Consider the following 18,097-nt stretch of genomic DNA (forward strand, 5'->3'; position numbering starts at 1 on the left):
ATCTAGTAGCTGTCTTCGCTGGTGACGGTGTGCAGGGCCAGGTCGTGGTTGGCTCGGTTGAGGCGATCGGCGATCGCCTGTCGCCACTTGAGACTAACGGTGTCGTCTGCGAGTACTTCTTGGGCCTCTTCGCGATATAGAGCGCTCTGTAATGTACCGACCTTTTCGAGCTGCTTGAGGTGCTCAAGCACTTCTTGGGGATTGTTCATAACGATAGTCCTTATACATAGGGGCAGCCAGGCTCGCCTTGGGGCACCAGGCCTGGGTACATGACCCCATTCTCCGAGAACCCACCGCCAACGGCCACTGTTCAGGCTGAACCTTTACGCCTCGATAAAGTTTGTTGTGCTTCGCAACAGGACGTTGCACTTAACGCCAGCGAAAATTCACTAGACCGCCTCCCACCGGAGCTGTAAAGCTAGCTTGAGCCGGTCGGCATTTTCTCGGTGACTGCTTTACTCGCCGATAGGAAATCGTGGGCGGGTTCCGCTTTAGCCCGGCGGCTGAGGGCTGGAGCAGGTCAACCAGTGCGACATCATGGGGGAAGGGAGTAGGGAATAGGGGAAGAAAACGGTAGCTTACAATACAAAATATTGCTATTTGGCTGAGCTGGTTCGCCCTGGCGGCACCTTAATAACAGCAGCCCTATTTGCTGCTCACCAATCCCTTCATCCCCTGGTGTTTGTCTATGGCCTCTATTTTGTCCGATGCCAACCGCCGTCTAGAGCGGGCGCTCAAGTACGTTTCTATCTCTGAGGATGCCTCGGAGCGGCTGCGCTACCCCAAGGCCAGTCTCACCGTGTCGATTCCAGTGCGGATGGATGACGGCAGACTGAAGGTCTTTCAGGGCTACCGAGTGCGCTACGACGACACGCGCGGCCCCACCAAGGGCGGCATTCGCTTTCACCCCGATGTCAACCTCGACGAGGTACAGTCGCTGGCGTTTTGGATGACCTTCAAGTGTGCGGCGCTGAACTTGCCCTTGGGCGGGGCTAAAGGCGGCGTTACGGTGAACCCTAAGGAGCTGTCGAAGTTTGAGCTGGAGCGGCTGAGCCGGGGATATATTGATGCGATCGCCAACTTCATCGGCCCCGATGTCGATATCCCCGCCCCCGATGTCTACACCAACCCCATGATCATGGGCTGGATGATGGATCAGTACAGCATCATTTACCGCAAGCTCAGCCCGGCTGTCATCACCGGAAAACCCCTCAGCATGGGCGGCAGCCAAGGGCGCGACACCGCTACCGGCACCGGAGCATTCTACGTGCTGCAAGCCATGATGGCCAAGTTTGATCGCATTCCCCAAAACACCACCGTAGCCGTTCAGGGCTTTGGCAATGCGGGCAGCGTCATCGCCCGGCTGCTGTTCGATGCGGGATATAAAGTGGTGGCAATTAGCGATTCCCAGGGCGGTATCTATACACCCTCGGGGCTAGATATTCCTAGCATTCAGCAGTTTAAGACCTCCACCCGCAGTCTCCAGGCAGTGTACTGCGAAGGCACCGTCTGCAATACGGTGAACGACCACACCACCATCACCAACGACGAGCTGCTGGCCCTGGATGTCGATATTTTGATTCCGGCGGCGCTGGAAAATCAAATCACCGCTGAGAATGCCAATGCCATTCAAGCCCGCTACATCTTTGAGGTAGCCAACGGCCCCATCACCTCCGAAGCCGACGACATGTTGTCGGCCAAGGGGATTTACGTCTTTCCTGACATTTTGGTAAACGCAGGAGGAGTTACGGTGAGCTACTTTGAGTGGGTGCAAAACCGCAGCGGCCTCTACTGGTCGGTGGAAGATGTCAACGCCCGGCTTAAAACCATGATGGTGACCGAGGGCGAATGCATTTGGAAGATTGCCCAAGATCTTGACATTCGCCCCCGCACCGCCGCCTACGTGCACGCCCTAGAGCGCTTGGGCGACGCCCTCAACGCCAAGGGCACCCGCGACTACTACGTCAGCGGCATCTAAGCGGCTACGGGCACTTGGCTCCAGCGCTCGACGGCGGCAGCAATGCGCTGGCCAAACAACTCGGTGGTGAGGCGATCGCTCAGCTCAAGGGTGACCCAGTGCTGGTATGGCGACTTGCCCAGCTCTGGGTCGCCCCAGGCCCACCCAGATGGGCTAGAGAAAGTTACAGTTCTGCTTTAGAGCAATTTTTAGCAGGCTTTTGTAATCGCGATCGCCCACAACGTAAGCCCCAAACCGCTCCAGGTGGGGGTTCATCATCTGAGCGTCGAATAGGGCAAAGTGGCGCTGGCGCAGGTGCTCAACCAGCTTGACCATCGCCACCTTAGAGCCTTCAGAAATGCGGAAAAACATTGACTCGCCAATAAACGCGCCGCCAATTACCAAGCCGAGAATGCCCCCCGCTAGCTCATCCCCTTGCCAGGTTTCAAAACTATAGGCCCAGCCCGCCCGGTGGAGTTCGGTATAGACCTGTCGGAGTTCGCCCGAGATCCAGGTGGTATCGCGATCGGCGCAGCCGCTGACCACCTCCTCAAAGGCCTGGTTAATGGCGACTCGAAAGCGGTTTTGGTTAAGCGATCGCCGCAGTGATTTGGGATAGCGAAAGCGATCGTCGAGCGGAATCAGCGTGCGCTGACGGCTAGAGTACCAGCCCAGGTCGTCGCCTTCGCCATCGGCCATCAGAAAATACCCCTGGGAGTAACCGCGAATGATGGCGTCTAGGTCGTACTTGATGGAGGTCACAATGGTTTGAGTAGATGGGTGCTCAAGGGGCGGGTGAGTAATGTTTCTTGACGCTCAGCCGCCTTCACTCTAAGGCAGGAATCTGAGACGGTAGTATTGAGTGTACAGAAGGTTTTCCTCGGTTTCCTCACCCCTCACCTCGATGACTGACCCCCTTAGCCCCATTATGCTGCCGCCGCCAGAGGATGCTCAACAGGAGGGGCAGTGGCTCAAGGCCGCGTTGTTGACCTGGCTGAATGCAGAATATTTGCCCGAGCCAGCCAATCGCAAAATCGCCGATCGCGTTTCCCAGGTGTTTGTGCGTCAGCGCATGGAGGGCGAAAACGATGTCGGCTCGCTCGTGATGGCGATCTTGACTGAGCTGCAAGCCTATGATTTTTCTGACAGTTTCTACGGCGAGTTTACTGTCGCAAACGCCGTGGGCGATCTGCTTTTCGACAGCTTGGGGATCGATCGCTGCTGCGGTCGATCCACCACCCTGGAGGCCAGCCGCGTGGGCAGGCTATCCGATGGCGGCGATGCCGAGAGCGATATCCCCTAACCTACAGCGATCAGCCGTTATTCTAGGGCTATGACTTCACTGACCCTAACCCTCGACCCAGTGGTGCGGCTCACCCGCGAACAGTTCTATGCGCTGTGCGAAGTCAACCACGACATTCGCCTCGAACGCAGCAGTACAGGAGATTTAATTCTCATGCCACCGACAGGCTGGGAGTCTGGTAAGCGCAACGCAGACTTGACGACAAATTTGAATGTTTGGAATCGTCAAGCTCGGTTGGGCATCGTGTTTGACTCTTCCACTGGGTTCTCGCTCCCCAATGGGGCCGATCGCTCGCCCGATGTCGCCTGGGTAGCAAAAGCCCGCATCGAAGCCCTGGCCCCCGACCCCGCCCGGTTTTTACCCCTGGCTCCCGATTTTGTGGTCGAGCTGCGATCGGCGACGGATAAACTGGCCACCCTTCAGCACAAGATGTCTGAATACCGCGATTGCGGTGTGCGGCTAGGGTGGCTAATCGATCCCCAGGAAAAACGGGTGGAAATCTATCGCCTGGGTCGCCCTACAGAATATCTGAGCCAGCCAGAACAGCTTTCTGGGAAAGAGGTTCTGCCCGGTTTTGTTCTAGTGATGGCCGAGATTTGGGGGTAGGTAGGTGCGCGATCTCCAGAAACTCCCAATCAAAAGGGGATTGAGCATTGCTCAATCCCCTTTTGAAGAACAGTTCTAAAGCTCTTTGCAGAAACCTTAGGTGGGTTCAAAAAGCGAAAATTTATCTTACCAGCTCGACTTGACAACCCCAGGCAGCAAACCTTGGTGAGCCATCTCGCGCAGCTTGTTGCGGCAGAGGCCAAAGTCGCGATAGTAGCCACGAGGGCGACCGGTCATCCAGCAGCGATTGTGCAGGCGAGTCGGCGCGCTGTTGCGGGGAAGTTGCTGAATTTTGCGGTGGATTGCCACCTTTTCTTGCTGGTTGGCAGCTTTGTCAAACTCTTCTAGCAGGGCCTCACGCTTCTTGGCGTATTGCGCTACAATCTTTTCCCGCTTGCGCTCCCGCGCAATCATGCTTTTCTTAGCCATTTGGTTTCTCTAGCCGTAAGACCTTTTTATCACAGACACAGTCTACTACTATACGCGACTCAACCTAGGAGAGTAAACCCCGACGCCCATTTTTCTTTCTGGCCTTGAATAGCTTTCCCTATGGAGAGTTTTGCGAACGACTCGGCGCAGTGACGAGTTCGGTTTTCTGCCCTCGGAATGGCTTCAGTACCCGACTACATTGGGATGAGAGCTATTTTATTGTCAAGAGAGTTATTTGGCAGGAGTAACGATGACAAGCTTGATCACCTGGATTTTCTTTGCCTGGGCCATTGGCATTATTGTGGTGCAGTTCATCAGCTAGCACCTGTGTTGTAGGGCAACCCTATGTCTGTTTTAGCCTCGGTGGTGGCGACTCCCAGCGATCGCTTCTGCTACATTCCTCCCGCTGCGGCCCAGCAAGCCCAGCGAATCCTAGTTAAACCCAATCTCGGCTATCCCGTCGGGCCACCCGCCACCGTCAGTATGGCGGTGTTATCAGAAGTTATCCGAGGGCTTCAGGAACACAGTCCTAGCGCTGAAATTTTTATTGTGGAAGGGGTTTGCTCTAAGGTCGCCTTCGACACCATCATGGCTCAGATTGGCGTCCACCAGCTTTTGTCGGAAGGCATTCAGCTCCTCAACGCTGATGAGCTAGAGCTAGCCGAATACCCCAACCGCTCCCCCAGCCCAGTGCGGTTCAAAACCATGTGGGCACCCAAACTGCTGCAAGAGGTCGATTGCTGCCTCTCGGTCAGCGCCTTCAAGCGCACCCAGCTCAAAGGGTCGCCGTTGATTTCGGCTTCCCTAAAAAACCTTTATGGCCTCTTTCCCAGAGCAAAGTATAAAGCCCGCAGTGCCAGCTCGCGTGGGCAGCTCCACCGTCCGTCGGTGCCCCTGGTGTTGCAGGACGTCTACTACACCCTGGGCCACTTCTTCGCCGGTGGAGTAGTGGACTGTACCGAAAAATTTGTCAGCCGCGACTGGCAGCCCGATCGCGGCAACGGCATCCCCATCGGCCAAGTGATTTACGGCAACGACCTGCTGGTGGTAGATAGAACCGCCTGCCAGGTGGGGCAAGAAGACATCCCAGACTACATCACTGCCCTGGAGAGTCAGCGCTAGAGCTAGCGAGAAAAAATGAAGGTGGGAACGACATCCTCTGGGCGGTAGCCAGCGGCAATGCACTGGCTCATGGAGTCGGTCACGGCGAGGCTAGCGGCGGTAGCCACACCCACAACACAGTCAGAAAACCGCACGGGCAGCACGCTGCGGCGACAGTTATTCAGCACGGCGGTGGAGTTGGCAACCTCTAGACCCTGGTGAATGTCACTGACGCAGGTGGCCAGCTCTTGGGGGCGGCGATCGCTCTGGCAAGCCACTAGCGCCTGCTCGGCATCGACTTCAGCAACACCGATGACATCAACAGTGCAGCTAGCCAGATCGACGGGGTGTAAGGCTTGACCGCAGGCTCCAGCAGCGGCAGGCCCGGCAATGCCCGCCCCAATTAGGCGGCTAGCGCAGGCTTCAAAATCGTTGGCGATCGCTGGTGGGGCGGAGAGTATCACCATGGAAGTCGTCAGCCCTGTGATCACAGCAAACGGTATTGCAAGGCACTGGCGATGGGTAATAGAAGCTAGAAAATGAACCATAACAGAACGTTAAAGGTTATATCGCTTGGTTAACGGGCGCAATTAGCGGTTACAGTCTGTTGATCAATTAATTACAGAGGATTAGTCCTCTAGATTAGCCTGGGCAGCACTGGCTTTAACCAATGCTTGCCCTCCTCAATGTTTCTGGTCGTTGAATCTTCTACAGTGAAGAGTAGCAGGAAAAACTCAATTTCGTGACGCAGAGGTTAAGGCAGTATGCACCTGAGTGACGTAACTCACCCCAATCAACTCCACGGTCTATCCATTCGCCAGCTCGAAGACGTGGCCCGCCAGATTCGCGAAAAGCACTTGGAAACCGTGGCGGCGAGCGGGGGGCACTTAGGCCCAGGGCTAGGGGTCGTGGAGCTAACTCTGGCTCTGTATCAGACCCTCGACCTCGATCGCGACAAAGTCACCTGGGATGTGGGCCACCAGGCCTACCCCCACAAGCTGATTACCGGTCGCTACCACGACTTTCACACCCTGCGCCAAAAGGACGGCGTGGCGGGCTACCTCAAGCGCAGCGAGAGCAAGTTTGACCACTTTGGCGCGGGTCATGCCTCCACCAGTATTTCGGCGGCGCTGGGTATGGCCCTGGCCCGCGACCTGAGCGGTGATAACTACAAGGTGGCCGCCATCATCGGCGACGGTGCGCTCACCGGGGGGATGGCGCTGGAAGCTATCAACCACGCCGGGCACCTGCCCCACACCAACCTGCTGGTGGTGCTCAACGACAACGAAATGTCGATCTCGCCCAACGTGGGGGCGATCCCGCGCTACCTCAACAAAATGCGCCTCAGCCCGCCAGTGCAGTTTCTCACCGACAACCTCGAAGAGCAGTTCAAGCACCTGCCTTTCGTCGGTGAATCGCTGTCGCCAGAACTCGATCGCGTCAAGGAAGGCATGAAGCGCCTGGCGGTGCCCAAGGTGGGGGCCGTGTTTGAGGAGCTGGGCTTTACCTACATGGGGCCGGTGGATGGCCACAACCTGCAAGAGCTGATCGCCACCTTCAAAGAAGCTCACAAGCACACCGGCCCCGTGCTGGTGCATGTGGCGACTACCAAGGGCAAGGGCTATGCGATCGCCGAAAAAGACCAGGTTGGCTACCACGCTCAGTCGCCCTTTAACCTCTCTACCGGCAAGGGCATTCCTTCCACCAAGCCCAAACCCCCCAGCTACTCGAAGGTGTTCGCCGAAACCCTGATCAAATTAGCTGAAGACAACCCCAAAATTGTCGGCATCACCGCCGCCATGGCCACAGGTACCGGGTTAGATAAGCTCCAGCAGGCGCTGCCCAAGCAGTACATCGACGTGGGCATTGCCGAACAGCACGCCATCACCCTGGCGGCTGGTATGGCCTGCGAAGGCATGCGCCCTGTCGCGGCCATCTACTCCACCTTCCTGCAGCGCGGCTTCGACCAGATTGTCCACGACGTCTGCATTCAAAAGCTGCCGGTGTTCTTCTGCCTCGACCGAGCGGGCATTGTCGGGGCCGATGGGCCAACCCACCAGGGGCTCTACGACATCGCTTACCTGCGCTGCATTCCTAACATCGTGCTGATGGCCCCCAAAGACGAGGCCGAGATGCAGCGGATGATGGTGACCGGGATTGACTATAAAGCGGGTGCGATCGCTATGCGCTATCCCCGAGGCAGTGGCTACGGTGCTCCCTTAATGGAAGAGGGCTGGGAGCCGCTGCCCATTGGTGAAGCGGAGGTGCTGCGCCAGGGTGACGACGTACTGCTGCTGGGCTACGGCTCGATGGTGTACCCCGCCATGCAAACCGCTGAAATCCTCAGTGAGCATGGCATTGAGGCTACTGTGGTCAACGCCCGCTTTGCCAAACCCCTTGACGAGGCGCTGATTTTGCCCCTGGCTCGAGAAATTGGCAAGATCGTCACCCTCGAAGAGGGCTGCCTAATGGGCGGCTTTGGTTCCGCCGTGGCCGAGTCGATTTTGGATGCCCAGGTGCCTGCCTCGGTGCTGCGCATCGGCGTGCCCGACGTGCTGGTGGATCATGCCTCCCCCGACCAGTCGAAGGCGGCGCTGGGGTTGACCCCACCCCAGATGGCTGAGCGCATTCTCGCCACCTACCAGGTCGAAAAACCCGTCCTGGTTCGGTAAACTGCCCAACATTGTCCCTCAGTGAGTCACTCACTGGGGGACGATGCTTTGTGCTGATTTATTATTCGATCGCTAGGGAAACCTGAGCACCGCCCACGGCTCGCATGGGTCCCAGCACTTCAACAATTTGCTGATAGCTCAACTGATAGTCGGCTTTCAAGACAATAACGCCCTTCGGATCTTCAGCGAGATACTGCTGAATTTGCTGAGCCATGGTGGCTGAATCAACGGGCTGCCCCGCCAAGTAAAGCTGCTCTTGTTGATCTAGCTCAACGATCAGCGGGTCTGGTTGGCCAACGGCACTACCGCCCGATTCGGTTGAGGGCAGCTGAACATCGACCGCCTGCTGATTAAACTCAGCCGTCATCGAAATAATGATGAAAAATACCAGGATCGTCATCAAGACGTCCATCATGGGCACGAGGTTGACCTCGGGCAAATCACGCTTGTCAGATTTAGCCTTAAACCGCATGGAATGTCCTTCAGGCGTTATTGAAAGAGTAAACGAGTCAAGTCAACTCCAATCCTGACCGCTTCATCATAGCAATCCTTTAGCTGCCCCAAGGCTGCCTCTAGCCGTGCTCAGTCCTGGCGATCGAGCCAGCCCTACAGGACTTTCTGCTCGATAGTTCCATGCTCTAGGACTCAACCGGGTCGCAGCGAATTTCTACCATAAAGCCGTCGGGGTCGTAAAAGTAGACGCCGCGCCCGGTGGGTCGGGTGACGGGGCCATGGGCGATCGCCACCCCATTCACCTCCAGCACCGCCAAGGCCTGATCGAACTGCGCGGGGTCAATATCAAAGGCCAGATGGTAGGCCCGGGTAAAGGATTTCTCGGGGTCGGGGTCGGGAGGTTCCAAATCGGGGGCTCCAAACAAATCGAGAATCAGGCCATCAGGGGTGACAAAGTTGGCGACCTTGCCCGTAGCTACCAGTTCTTTGAGCGTGTCGTCCACCTCATCCCCGGTTAACTCCTTGAGGCCCAGCAGTCCGCTGTAGAAGCGCCGCGAGGCATCCATATCCTTTACATTCAGCGCCAGGTGGTGAATGCGGCGCAGTTGACCGGGTAGCAAGGCGGCTAACGTTGCAGGGCTGGTGCTCATAGAACGCGTCCGAGAAAAGAGCGAATTATGATGGATTATAGAACTCCTACCGCGCTCAGTCTCTCAGCCATCGCCGACCAAACCCTCGAACTCACCGTCACTGTCCCCGACCCGGATCGGCTCGATCGCTGGCTGACCGCCAATGTGGACGAACTCTCCCGCAACCGCGTCCAAAAGCTGATCGATTGGGAACATGTGCAGATCAACGGGCAGCTCTGCACCAACAAGAAAACGGCGGTGCAGGTGGGCGATCGCATTCGTCTCACCATCCCCGCACCCCGCCCGCTGGAGCTAACGGCTGAGGCTATTCCCCTCGACATCCTCTACGAAGACGAGCATTTAATTATTCTCAACAAGCCCGCTGGACTGGTAGTGCATCCCGCCCCTGGCAACCTGAGCGGCACCCTGGTCAACGCTATACTGGCCCACTGCGGCGACCAGCTGTTGGGCATTGGCGGCGTGCAGCGCCCCGGCATTGTGCACCGGCTCGACAAAGACACCACTGGGGCGATCGTGGTGGCCAAAACCGATCTGGCCCACAGCGACCTGCAAGCTCAGATGAAGGCCAAAACCGCCCGCCGCGAATACCTGGGTCTGGTCTACGGCGCGCCCAAAACTAACTCTGGCACCATTGATGCGCCCCTGGGTCGCCACCCCGCCGATCGCAAAAAGCATGCTGTCGTTCCCCTAGACAAAGGCCGCACCGCCGTTACCCACTGGCAGGTGGAAGAACGCTTGGGCAATTTCTCGCTGCTGCGCTTTCGTCTAGAAACCGGGCGCACCCACCAGATTCGCGTCCACAGCGCTCACATGGGCCATCCCATTGTTGGCGATCCCACCTACGGCACAGGGCGCGATGTGGGAGTGAATCTGCCCGGTCAGGCGCTCCATGCCGAGCGACTAGAGCTGCGCCATCCAGCGACGGGGGAGACAGTGGTGGCGATCGCCCCCCTGCCTGAGCACTTTCTCAAGTTGTTGACTGTGCTCAGGAGCCGGTCGGTTTAGAAAAGTAAATCGGTGAGTTGGCGTTAGCGGCAATTACAGATACAGAACATTTCATGGGCAACAGTGTGGCATCGGTCACAATGGAGTTAAGTGTTGGTCAAGCTAGCCCAACCAGCGGCTCACCGTAGGCTGCCTAAACCATAATCGAGTCGGTCTAGGGCAGCCCGACTGCGATCGCAGTCGGGCTGCTACCAAGTTCTGACAGTTACCCTCCCCCAGTTGTCATGGCTATGCGTCCCCTCCTGTCTCAGCCGCTACGCCCTTTGGGCCATGCTTCAGAACACAACAGCCTAGGCCGTTTGGGTCAGAGGCTCGCCTTTGCGATCGGGTTCATAGCCACCACCGCGTTGGGAACGGCTACAGCCAGCCTCCTCTGGGCGGCACCAGAACCACCGTCTGTCACCCAAGACCTTCAGGGTAAGCAAGACGCTGCACCCAGTTCGCCGCCCCTACCAGCCCTGCTTCCCGAACCCATCATTCCGGAGGCAACGGGCATTATCGGCCTTACCCCAGCCCCCAATGATGCTGTTGGAGTAGGGCATCTGCGCCCCATCAACCGGCTCTCAGCCAATGCCATGGACACCCTCTCGGGTGCTAGCTGGCTGCGAGATGTAGCCCTCCCCATTTATCCCAGCCCAGACAGTGCCCACTGGGGATGGCTGATCAACGGCTGGCTCGTGCCTAACGACGCAGCCCCCCTGGCCATTGGCCGCGATGCGGCATTCTCCATGGTGCAAACCGAGCAGCAGATCTACACCTTTCCGGTCTTAGAAATTCGCCCCGACGGCTGGTTTCGTTTTCAATACACCTCAGCCGGAGCCGCCTGGGCCCACACCTCCCACCTGGAGCTAGGCACCCTCTCTCTCACCGTTGAGACTTGGGAGGCATCTATGCAAGATGCCTCTCGGGTTGAGTTTCGGCGACCGGGATTGGCCCAACCCATGCGATTGGCTCCCAACGGTACTGCCCCACTTCAGGCCCTGGTGGGGTCGAACAGCATTATTCAACCCCTCGATCTCGAAGGCGACTGGCTGCGGGTGCGGGTCACTCAACCAGCCCAAGGATGTACCCCGCTGCCCGGCTCTAGTATCTCAGAGGGCTGGGTGCGCTGGCGCAGCGACGCCGATATTCCCCTGATTTGGTTTTCATCAACCGCATGCCCTGAGGAATGAGAGGCCAATGAGGGCAAGCTACCATCATTTACCCTGGCAAGCTACCCTGGCAAACGTTCGAGCAATCGTTGTAACCGAATTTTAGCCATCACATAGAGCGGAAATTGATAATGTTCGGCAATCAGCCAGCCCACTATGGCACCGTGGGCAGCCAACGTGCCGATCGCCCAAACCAGAGACCAGTTCACTCCCGGCGTAGCCTCTAGCGGCGGAAACACATAGCCCCCTAGGGCCACCAGACCCGCTGGCAGAATGACCAAGGCCAAGCCCACCAACCAGAGGATCAGAGTGATGTCTCCCCGGCTTTGGTAAAGTGGTTGCCAGCGCCAGCCCTGCCAGCGCCAACCCATGGGCTGCACGCTATCGACCACATGCACCGTTTGCTGGTCGAGGTTGACTTCAAAAATGTGGCGGCAAAAGCTACAGGCGTAGGCATCCATTAGCGCCATCGGTTGAATCTGCCCATGGCGACAGACCGGGCATTCGTAGGCGTTGTCGCCGTCAAGCTCCAGCGATCGCGGCGCGCCTTTTTGCCTAAACGATGTCTGACTACCGCCCATGGGCAACCCCCCTAAGCCAACTGACTATCGCTAGGGTGACAGCACCGTCAACCGATCTGATTCGATCGGCGCGATCGGCTCCTAGCCACCTGGCCACCCCTTCTATATATCAACCCTGAATCGAGTGAGCCGCCAAACTTAAGCAAAACTTTGCCTTGCCAGCATCAACAGCTAGGGCCGGGAAGCCATTGTCGGGGGTGCCAAATAAACTAAAGGGCACTCACCATGGGAGCCCCAACAGTACGAGTGTAGTCTCTACCGTCGTAGGTCAGCACAACCATGGGCTCTTGCCCAGACATATCTACCGACTTGAGTTTGATCCGGCCACCCGCCAGCATGTCGCCCTGGGCAACGCGACGGCTGACGGTGCTACCGGGTTCGGTGATAATCACGCTGATGCCGCTGCCGACTTGAACTACGCCGCTAACCACAACCTGATCGACCAGGTTTTGAAAGGCTGGACTGCCGGTGGGTGCAACAGCAAGGTCTGTGGGAATAGGCGGCACGCTACCGGGCAGGAAGGGGGCTGGCAGGTTAGGCAAAGCTACCGTCTGGGTCGCCACTTGGGGCAGCGGCGGCAGGCTCTGGGTCGCCGACACGGGCACCGTTGGCAGTGCTTGACGAGAAGTCGCAGCAGGTGCTGGCGTCAACGCGGCGGCGGCCCTGCTAGGACGCGATACTTTGGGGCCTGGCAGCACCACCGAGGCAAACGGATCAGAACGACCAGCGGCGATCGCCTCTACCCGAGCCTGGGGAGAGGTCGAGCGCAGCAGGCTGGGGTCGGCCAAGCGTAGCGGTGTCGAGGCCGCATAGAAAGGCTTTGATTGAAAGGGAGTAGCGGCTTCACCAGTAGCGGGGGTCAGAGCACCATCGGTGGCTGGGTCAGAGACGACCGCATCGTTGATTGGAGCGACCGCATCGACCTCGTTGCTGCGGGAGTCGGCTGTGGTGAGTCTGATGGTAGCCCCGGCTGCGATCGCCAGCAGCAAGCCCCCCGCGATCGCAGAGTACAGCTTTCGGTTGGCTAGGCCTTTTAGCTTGGGCTCTCTAGCTTGCCCCGGCTTGGCAGAGTAGGTCATCGCAGCATCTCCCCACAAAATCCCCCTAACCATAGCGAATTCTTCAGAAAGTGGCGCATTTTCGCTAGAGATTAAAGAGGCATTACTCACCTGTGATTCCCGCAGGTGAGCAACGCCATTTCATTTAATTAAATTTAGACAGTAGAAGGTTCTATAACATCGTCAAGGGTTCTCTGCCGCCGCTGGTGTTTAGCCTGCAACTGCAACAGTAGAGCCTCAGCCTCGGCCTGCAAGTGCAGCAGCTCCACCTGTTGATTGGGGTGGTAGGGAGCTTGACGCACCTCGAGCCAGCAAATTTTATCGGCAGTGGCGGGGGCTGTTTCACGGGCCATTGGGACTACAGCCGCCAGAGCTTGATGGGTGGCTGCCGCTGGTTGCAGGGCCGATTCATTGGTTAGAGCCGTTGCCTGAACGTTAGCGCGGTCTACGGAGGCGTTCATGGGCGAAGTTGGGTAGAGAATTGTACTCAGTCAGAAAGTTAAGACATTTTAACCATCCTGTCTAGCAACTAATCTTAAACCAGGCGATCGCAAACAGCGGAGCCAGCTTGGAGCAGTTTGCCAACTGGGAGATCCTCCCTGGGACAGAAATCTTAACCTCGTCGGCGCTAAAAGCACGGCTCTTGATCGGTTGAGGTCAAGGCTCACGGTAAACTAGGAAACAAAGGCTGAGCCTTGGGCCAGGTCTCGCTCCATCGTTTTTAGCCTTCCATCCTACCTGTCAACCTACCGTGACCCTAAGCGTAAACCCTGCCGCCACCGCCGTTTCCCGCTCTCTCGTCGCCGGGCTCCAGCCCTGGCCAGGGCTGATTGAAGCCTATCGAAGCTATCTGCCCGTCTCCGATCAGACTCCGGTAGTGACCCTGTGTGAGGGCAACACCCCGCTGATTCCCATGCCCGTTCTGGCCCAGCACATCGGCAAAGACGTCAAGGTGTGGGTCAAGTACGACGGCCTCAACCCCACCGGCAGCTTCAAAGACCGGGGCATGACCATGGCCATCTCCAAGGCCAAAGAAGCCGGGGCCGAAGCGGTGATTTGCGCCAGCACGGGCAACACCTCTGCCGCTGCCGCCGCCTACGCCCGCCGAGGCGGCATGCGCGCCTTTGTGTTGATTCCCGATGGCTATGTGGCCTTGGGCAAGCTGGCCCAGGCATTGCTCTACGGGGCCGAAGTGCTGGCCATCAACGGCAATTTTGACGATGCACTCGCCATGGTGCAGGAATTGGCGAAAGATTACCCCATCACCTTGGTTAACTCAGTCAACCCCTACCGCCTAGAGGGGCAGAAAACTGGAGCCTTTGAAATTGTTGATGCCATGGGCGATGCCCCCGACTGGCTGTGCATTCCAGTGGGCAACGCGGGCAATATTACCGCTTACTGGATGGGGTTCTGTGAGTACCATCAGCAGCGCAAATGCAGCCGCCTACCCCGCATGATGGGCTTTCAGGCCGCTGGGGCCGCCCCCTTAGTCAATGGTCACGTGGTGCGCGACCCGCAAACCCTCGCCACCGCCATTCGCATTGGCAACCCCGCTAGCTGGACTAAGGCCGAAGCCGTGCGCGACGCCAGCCAGGGTGAGTTTAACGCTGTCACCGATGCAGAAATTTTGGACGCCTATCGCCTACTGGCTCTGGAGGGGGTGTTCTGTGAACCCGCTAGCGCCGCTTCGGTAGCCGGGTTGCTGAAAGTCAAAGACCAGGTGCCCGCTGGCATCAATATTGTCTGTGTGCTGACCGGCAACGGCTTGAAAGACCCTGACACTGCGATCGCCCACAGCAACAACCAGGTCAAAGGGGGGCTGAACCCAGACCCTGATATCCTAGCCAAGGCCATGGGCTTTTAACGCTAGCTGATTTTGCTACTGTCCGAAATCGGTAATCGTGCTGCTGTAGTCAACATCTGGAGAATGTGAACCGCGTTCAACGTCCTTCCAGAGCAACAACGACCTGTGTGCCTCGGCCTAGCGCCGAGGCATTTTTTGTGGCGGTGGGCACCGAGCTACCGGCTCCCTGGGGCTAGATCAGAGGCAGGCTGGGCCGCATGGGACTGGAGCCAAACCGCCTTAAGCCGCTCCAAAAAGGCATAGACCGGCGGGGTCAAGAGCGCATCCCGCAGCACAATTACCCCAATCACACGCTCTAGGGGCTGGGGCAACTCCGCTACCCGTAACCCCGCAGGGATAGGCTCTGCTGCCAAGGATGCCATGATGGTAGCCCCCAACCCCCGCTCTACCATGCTGAGAATAGTGGAGTCCTCACGGACGACGTAGGCGGGCTGCAACTGCTGATCCCAGCCGTGCAGCAGGCGATCGAGGTACTGGCGATCGCCGTCATCATTGGGAGTCAAAATCAGCGGATAAGCCGCCAAGTCTTGCCAGGTGAAGGGCTGGGGAAGGGGGGCGTGGGGTGGGGAGCTCGGCGGCAAGATGATGATGTAGCGATCGCGCAGCAGTTCCCACTGCTCAAACTCATCGCGGCTGGGCAAATAGGTAAACCCCACATCGGCCCGCCCCTGGCGCAGATCGCTTTCCACCATTTCATAGTGGGATTTCTCATCGATGGCAATCACTACCTCAGGGTACTGCTGTCGAAACTGGCGAATCACCTCCGGTAGAATGTGGGTCGCCACGCTGCGAAAGGCCGCAATCCGCACTTCGCCGGTTTGCAGCCCCTTGGCTTCGTCAGCTCGACGGCAAAGAGCGTAGAGCGATCGCAACACCTGCCGGGCTTCCTCAGTGATTTGTTCACCCACCGGCGTCAGCACTGCTCCCTGGCGGCCCCGGTTGAGCAATGACACCCCCAGTTCTTCTTCCAGAGTGGCGATGGCGTGGCTCACTGCCGATTGGGAAAGCTCCATGTGCAGGGCAGCATCGCTAAACGAACCCCGGTCGGCAATAGCCACGAGCGCTCGCAGTTGGGAGAGCTTCAGGCGATGGGGGTCAGCTTTAGCCATTGTGCTGTCCTACTCGACGTGGATAAGCTAGACACTAACCCTTGCTTGCCACTCAGCGAAAGAGACCCCTCGCAATTTCTGCGGTTCTCTAGATTTCTGCCCAGCCCTTACGGTGTGTTGGCCACCCCCGCATCAGTTTTAGAGACCCTAGCAGGACGGGATATGCCTCAGTATTTTTGGCAATATTTTTTACCTAGACAGGGTAAGTTTACTGAAGTTTTATCCATCTACCCGGGTATCTACTCAGGCTCTCGCCGCAGCGGTCAATTAGATTAGACACGGGCCACACCAGTTCGACTCGCCCTGGAACAGATCCACTCGCTACTGCGACGCGGCCTGCTCCTCCCAAGGCCCTCCCCATGGGGTAGGTGTCCTATGTAACCCGATTGAACCTCTTAGCCAGGTACCAGGAGATGTTGATCAACCGTCACCCTTTAAAAGCCGGACTTGCCGCTGCCGTCATAGCTGTTGGCCTTGGAGCTGCGGCACCAGTCCAGGCCCAAATGTCCGCTGCTAGCCTCACCCCCAATCAGTTTTCCACTGACCTCGGGTTTGACAACCTCAACAGCCTTAATATCACCAAGCCTTCTACCAGCCTAGAGGAGCTTAAAAAACTCATCAACAACGAGGCCAACGCCCTATCCCAGGGATTTTTGGCCCAGTACGAACTCGATACCAGCAAGCTGTTTTGGAATGGCGTTGACCCGGTTGAGGTCTACTTCATCAATGAAGGGGCAGGGTATCGCAACCAGCTCTTCTACACTGCTTCTGATGCCAACGGCGGTTTGACCAGCGGTGGCAAAATCTTCGACGATATTTCGTCTCGCGATAGCAAGCTCAGCGAGAGCAACGGCCCCCTCGCCCTAGGGCAGGGCGTTAGCCTCGGGGCGTTCGTCGGTGCCACTCAGCTCGATTTTATGATTAAGTCGAACGGCAAAAACGGCGGCAACACGATGCTAGGCACCGACGCTGCGGCCAACCCCAACGGACTACAGCACGTAGTGGCCTTCCAGCACCAAGACTGGATCATCCTAGGCTTTGAGGATATTGTCGGCGGCGGCGATCGCGACTACAACGACGTGATCTTTGCCGTGCGCGGCATTCAGCACGGCGCACCCCCCGCTGAAGATGTGCCTGAACCCTCGGCTTTGCTCGGCATAGCAGCCCTGGGCATCGGTGGGTTTACCACCCTGCGCCGCCGTAAGGCCACCGCCGCGTAGTTTGGCTGGCCTCGGCGAATAGAACCGCCGGATAGTTTTTGGATATGCACCCTGATGGTAATCGGGAGGTGAGATGTCTCACCTCCCGTTTTTTTTAGCGCTCTAGTGCATGAATAACGCCAGCCGTTAGCTCTGTTATGCCGCTTACAACTTCGTTAGCCCCAGCCTTTTTGAGGGCATCGCGGTAGGCATCACGGTAGGCGACTATCCCTGCCACCACGTGGGGCGGTAGAATGCCCACCCCTAGCCATCGCCGCTGGGGGTAGTTGGCCTGGGCCTGCACAACGGTCTGCATATCGGCGACGGTATCGCCAGCGTAGATCACCGGCAGGTCAGCGGGGAGACTGTGTTGAGCCGTTAGCTGCTCCACCACTGCTAGCAGCCCGGTAGGGTCAGGTTTACCGGGAGCATCTTCCATGGCTACGAGCACCGGATTGCTCAGCCCCAGTCGCCGCTCCAGCACAAAGCGAGCCGACCCTTGGGTAGCCCCGCTAAAGAATCCCCAGGGAATGCGATCGCGCGTCAGCCCTTCAAAGTAAGCTGCATCCACCAGCAGAGGCTCCTGGGTAATGTAGCCTGTCCATTGGTTAGGGTCTTCGAGGTCAGGCCCCCGGTAGCGACCCTGAAAGAACTCGACGATCTGGTCGTAGTTGAGGGCGATCGCATCCCGACTTTTCCCCTGGGCCTCAAAATAGCGATAGACCAGTTCCTGGGAGCCTTCCCAGTCGTTATTCCACTGTCCCTCGCCTTTTAATTCGTCAATTTCCTCCGACGTGGGCCGATATTGACCACCGGTAAACTCTTCCACAGTATCGGCCAGGGCGCGGCGATAAGAATTGCCTACATCCCGCAGTACGCCGTCAATATCAAACACTGCGATCGCCCGAGGGGCAGCCAAAGAGGTCATAGAATGCAGACTTAGGGTAGAGAGCAGGGAA

General features: G+C 57.8%; 20 protein-coding genes. 9 read left to right on the forward strand and 11 right to left on the reverse strand.

What is annotated here, in order from left to right:
• Positions 1-2: 2 nt before the first annotated feature.
• Positions 3-209: a hypothetical protein gene (locus H6G07_RS21645; protein WP_073610274.1), complete on the reverse strand. Its 207-nt coding sequence runs from the start codon at positions 207-209 to the stop codon at positions 3-5.
• 479 nt (positions 210-688) lie between these two features.
• Here H6G07_RS21645 and H6G07_RS21650 point away from each other — a divergent pair, with 479 nt between their 5' ends.
• Positions 689-1,978: a Glu/Leu/Phe/Val family dehydrogenase gene (locus H6G07_RS21650; RefSeq protein WP_073610362.1), complete on the forward strand. Its 1,290-nt coding sequence runs from the start codon at positions 689-691 to the stop codon at positions 1,976-1,978.
• Between the two features lie 153 nt (positions 1,979-2,131).
• Here the strand turns inward: H6G07_RS21650 and aat are convergent, their stop codons facing one another.
• On the reverse strand, positions 2,132-2,710 hold the full coding sequence (aat, locus tag H6G07_RS21655; RefSeq protein ID WP_073610363.1) for a leucyl/phenylalanyl-tRNA--protein transferase: 579 nt from the start codon (positions 2,708-2,710) through the stop codon (positions 2,132-2,134).
• Positions 2,711-2,861: 151 nt separating this feature from the next.
• On the opposite strand from aat, the gene H6G07_RS21660 reads away from it, so the two are divergent.
• Positions 2,862-3,260, forward strand: a complete 399-nt coding sequence (locus tag H6G07_RS21660; RefSeq protein WP_073610275.1) for a DUF8822 family protein — start codon at positions 2,862-2,864, stop codon at positions 3,258-3,260.
• 30 nt (positions 3,261-3,290) lie between these two features.
• Entirely contained in the window at positions 3,291-3,866 is a 576-nt protein-coding gene (locus tag H6G07_RS21665; RefSeq protein ID WP_073610276.1) for a Uma2 family endonuclease, read from the forward strand.
• A 126-nt stretch (positions 3,867-3,992) separates the two neighbouring features.
• Here the strand turns inward: H6G07_RS21665 and rpsN are convergent, their stop codons facing one another.
• A complete protein-coding gene (rpsN, locus tag H6G07_RS21670; protein WP_073610277.1) occupies positions 3,993-4,295 on the reverse strand; it encodes a 30S ribosomal protein S14 in 303 nt (100 codons plus the stop codon).
• Between the two features lie 345 nt (positions 4,296-4,640).
• Here rpsN and H6G07_RS21675 point away from each other — a divergent pair, with 345 nt between their 5' ends.
• Positions 4,641-5,417 (forward strand): DUF362 domain-containing protein, encoded by a 777-nt coding sequence (locus H6G07_RS21675; RefSeq protein WP_073610278.1) that lies wholly within the window; start codon positions 4,641-4,643, stop codon positions 5,415-5,417.
• A 2-nt stretch (positions 5,418-5,419) separates the two neighbouring features.
• Here the strand turns inward: H6G07_RS21675 and H6G07_RS21680 are convergent, their stop codons facing one another.
• Positions 5,420-5,863: a hypothetical protein gene (locus H6G07_RS21680; protein ID WP_073610279.1), complete on the reverse strand. Its 444-nt coding sequence runs from the start codon at positions 5,861-5,863 to the stop codon at positions 5,420-5,422.
• Positions 5,864-6,160: 297 nt separating this feature from the next.
• Here H6G07_RS21680 and dxs point away from each other — a divergent pair, with 297 nt between their 5' ends.
• Positions 6,161-8,068 carry a 1-deoxy-D-xylulose-5-phosphate synthase gene (gene dxs, locus H6G07_RS21685; RefSeq protein ID WP_073610280.1) on the forward strand — a complete coding sequence of 636 codons (1,908 nt, stop codon included), beginning with the start codon at positions 6,161-6,163 and terminating at the stop codon, positions 8,066-8,068.
• A gap of 61 nt (positions 8,069-8,129) precedes the next feature.
• Here the strand turns inward: dxs and H6G07_RS21690 are convergent, their stop codons facing one another.
• Entirely contained in the window at positions 8,130-8,540 is a 411-nt protein-coding gene (locus H6G07_RS21690) for an ExbD/TolR family protein (protein WP_073610281.1), read from the reverse strand.
• A 166-nt stretch (positions 8,541-8,706) separates the two neighbouring features.
• Positions 8,707-9,171, reverse strand: coding sequence for a VOC family protein (locus tag H6G07_RS21695; RefSeq protein WP_073610282.1), 465 nt, complete (start codon positions 9,169-9,171; stop codon positions 8,707-8,709).
• A gap of 30 nt (positions 9,172-9,201) precedes the next feature.
• On the opposite strand from H6G07_RS21695, the gene H6G07_RS21700 reads away from it, so the two are divergent.
• A complete protein-coding gene (locus H6G07_RS21700; RefSeq protein ID WP_199312334.1) occupies positions 9,202-10,176 on the forward strand; it encodes an RluA family pseudouridine synthase in 975 nt (324 codons plus the stop codon).
• 224 nt (positions 10,177-10,400) lie between these two features.
• Complete coding sequence (locus H6G07_RS21705) at positions 10,401-11,348, forward strand: hypothetical protein (protein WP_073610283.1); 948 nt, start codon at positions 10,401-10,403, stop codon at positions 11,346-11,348.
• Positions 11,349-11,389: 41 nt separating this feature from the next.
• Here H6G07_RS21705 and H6G07_RS21710 read toward each other — a convergent pair whose 3' ends face one another.
• From H6G07_RS21710 to H6G07_RS21720, 3 genes are all read right to left on the reverse strand, one after another.
• Positions 11,390-11,908 (reverse strand): hypothetical protein, encoded by a 519-nt coding sequence (locus tag H6G07_RS21710; RefSeq protein WP_073610284.1) that lies wholly within the window; start codon positions 11,906-11,908, stop codon positions 11,390-11,392.
• 209 nt (positions 11,909-12,117) lie between these two features.
• Positions 12,118-12,987, reverse strand: coding sequence for a hypothetical protein (locus H6G07_RS21715; protein WP_073610285.1), 870 nt, complete (start codon positions 12,985-12,987; stop codon positions 12,118-12,120).
• A gap of 134 nt (positions 12,988-13,121) precedes the next feature.
• A complete protein-coding gene (locus H6G07_RS21720; protein ID WP_073610286.1) occupies positions 13,122-13,427 on the reverse strand; it encodes a hypothetical protein in 306 nt (101 codons plus the stop codon).
• A gap of 290 nt (positions 13,428-13,717) precedes the next feature.
• Between H6G07_RS21720 and thrC the strand changes: the two genes are divergently transcribed.
• Positions 13,718-14,830 (forward strand): threonine synthase, encoded by a 1,113-nt coding sequence (gene thrC, locus H6G07_RS21725; RefSeq protein ID WP_073610287.1) that lies wholly within the window; start codon positions 13,718-13,720, stop codon positions 14,828-14,830.
• A 155-nt stretch (positions 14,831-14,985) separates the two neighbouring features.
• On the opposite strand, the gene H6G07_RS21730 is transcribed toward thrC, so the two are convergent.
• Entirely contained in the window at positions 14,986-15,939 is a 954-nt protein-coding gene (locus H6G07_RS21730; protein WP_073610288.1) for a LysR family transcriptional regulator, read from the reverse strand.
• Positions 15,940-16,352: 413 nt separating this feature from the next.
• On the opposite strand from H6G07_RS21730, the gene H6G07_RS21735 reads away from it, so the two are divergent.
• The gene (locus tag H6G07_RS21735; RefSeq protein ID WP_084173456.1) at positions 16,353-17,159 is read left to right on the forward strand and encodes a DUF4114 domain-containing protein; all 807 of its coding nucleotides are present in this window, start codon (positions 16,353-16,355) and stop codon (positions 17,157-17,159) included.
• 94 nt (positions 17,160-17,253) lie between these two features.
• Here the strand turns inward: H6G07_RS21735 and H6G07_RS21740 are convergent, their stop codons facing one another.
• Positions 17,254-18,066, reverse strand: a complete 813-nt coding sequence (locus H6G07_RS21740) for a TIGR01548 family HAD-type hydrolase (protein WP_073610290.1) — start codon at positions 18,064-18,066, stop codon at positions 17,254-17,256.
• Positions 18,067-18,097 lie beyond the last annotated feature (31 nt).

Origin of the sequence: Phormidium tenue FACHB-1052 (genome assembly GCF_014696675.1) — a bacterium.
GTDB lineage: Bacteria > Cyanobacteriota > Cyanobacteriia > Phormidesmidales > Phormidesmidaceae > Nodosilinea > Nodosilinea tenuis_A.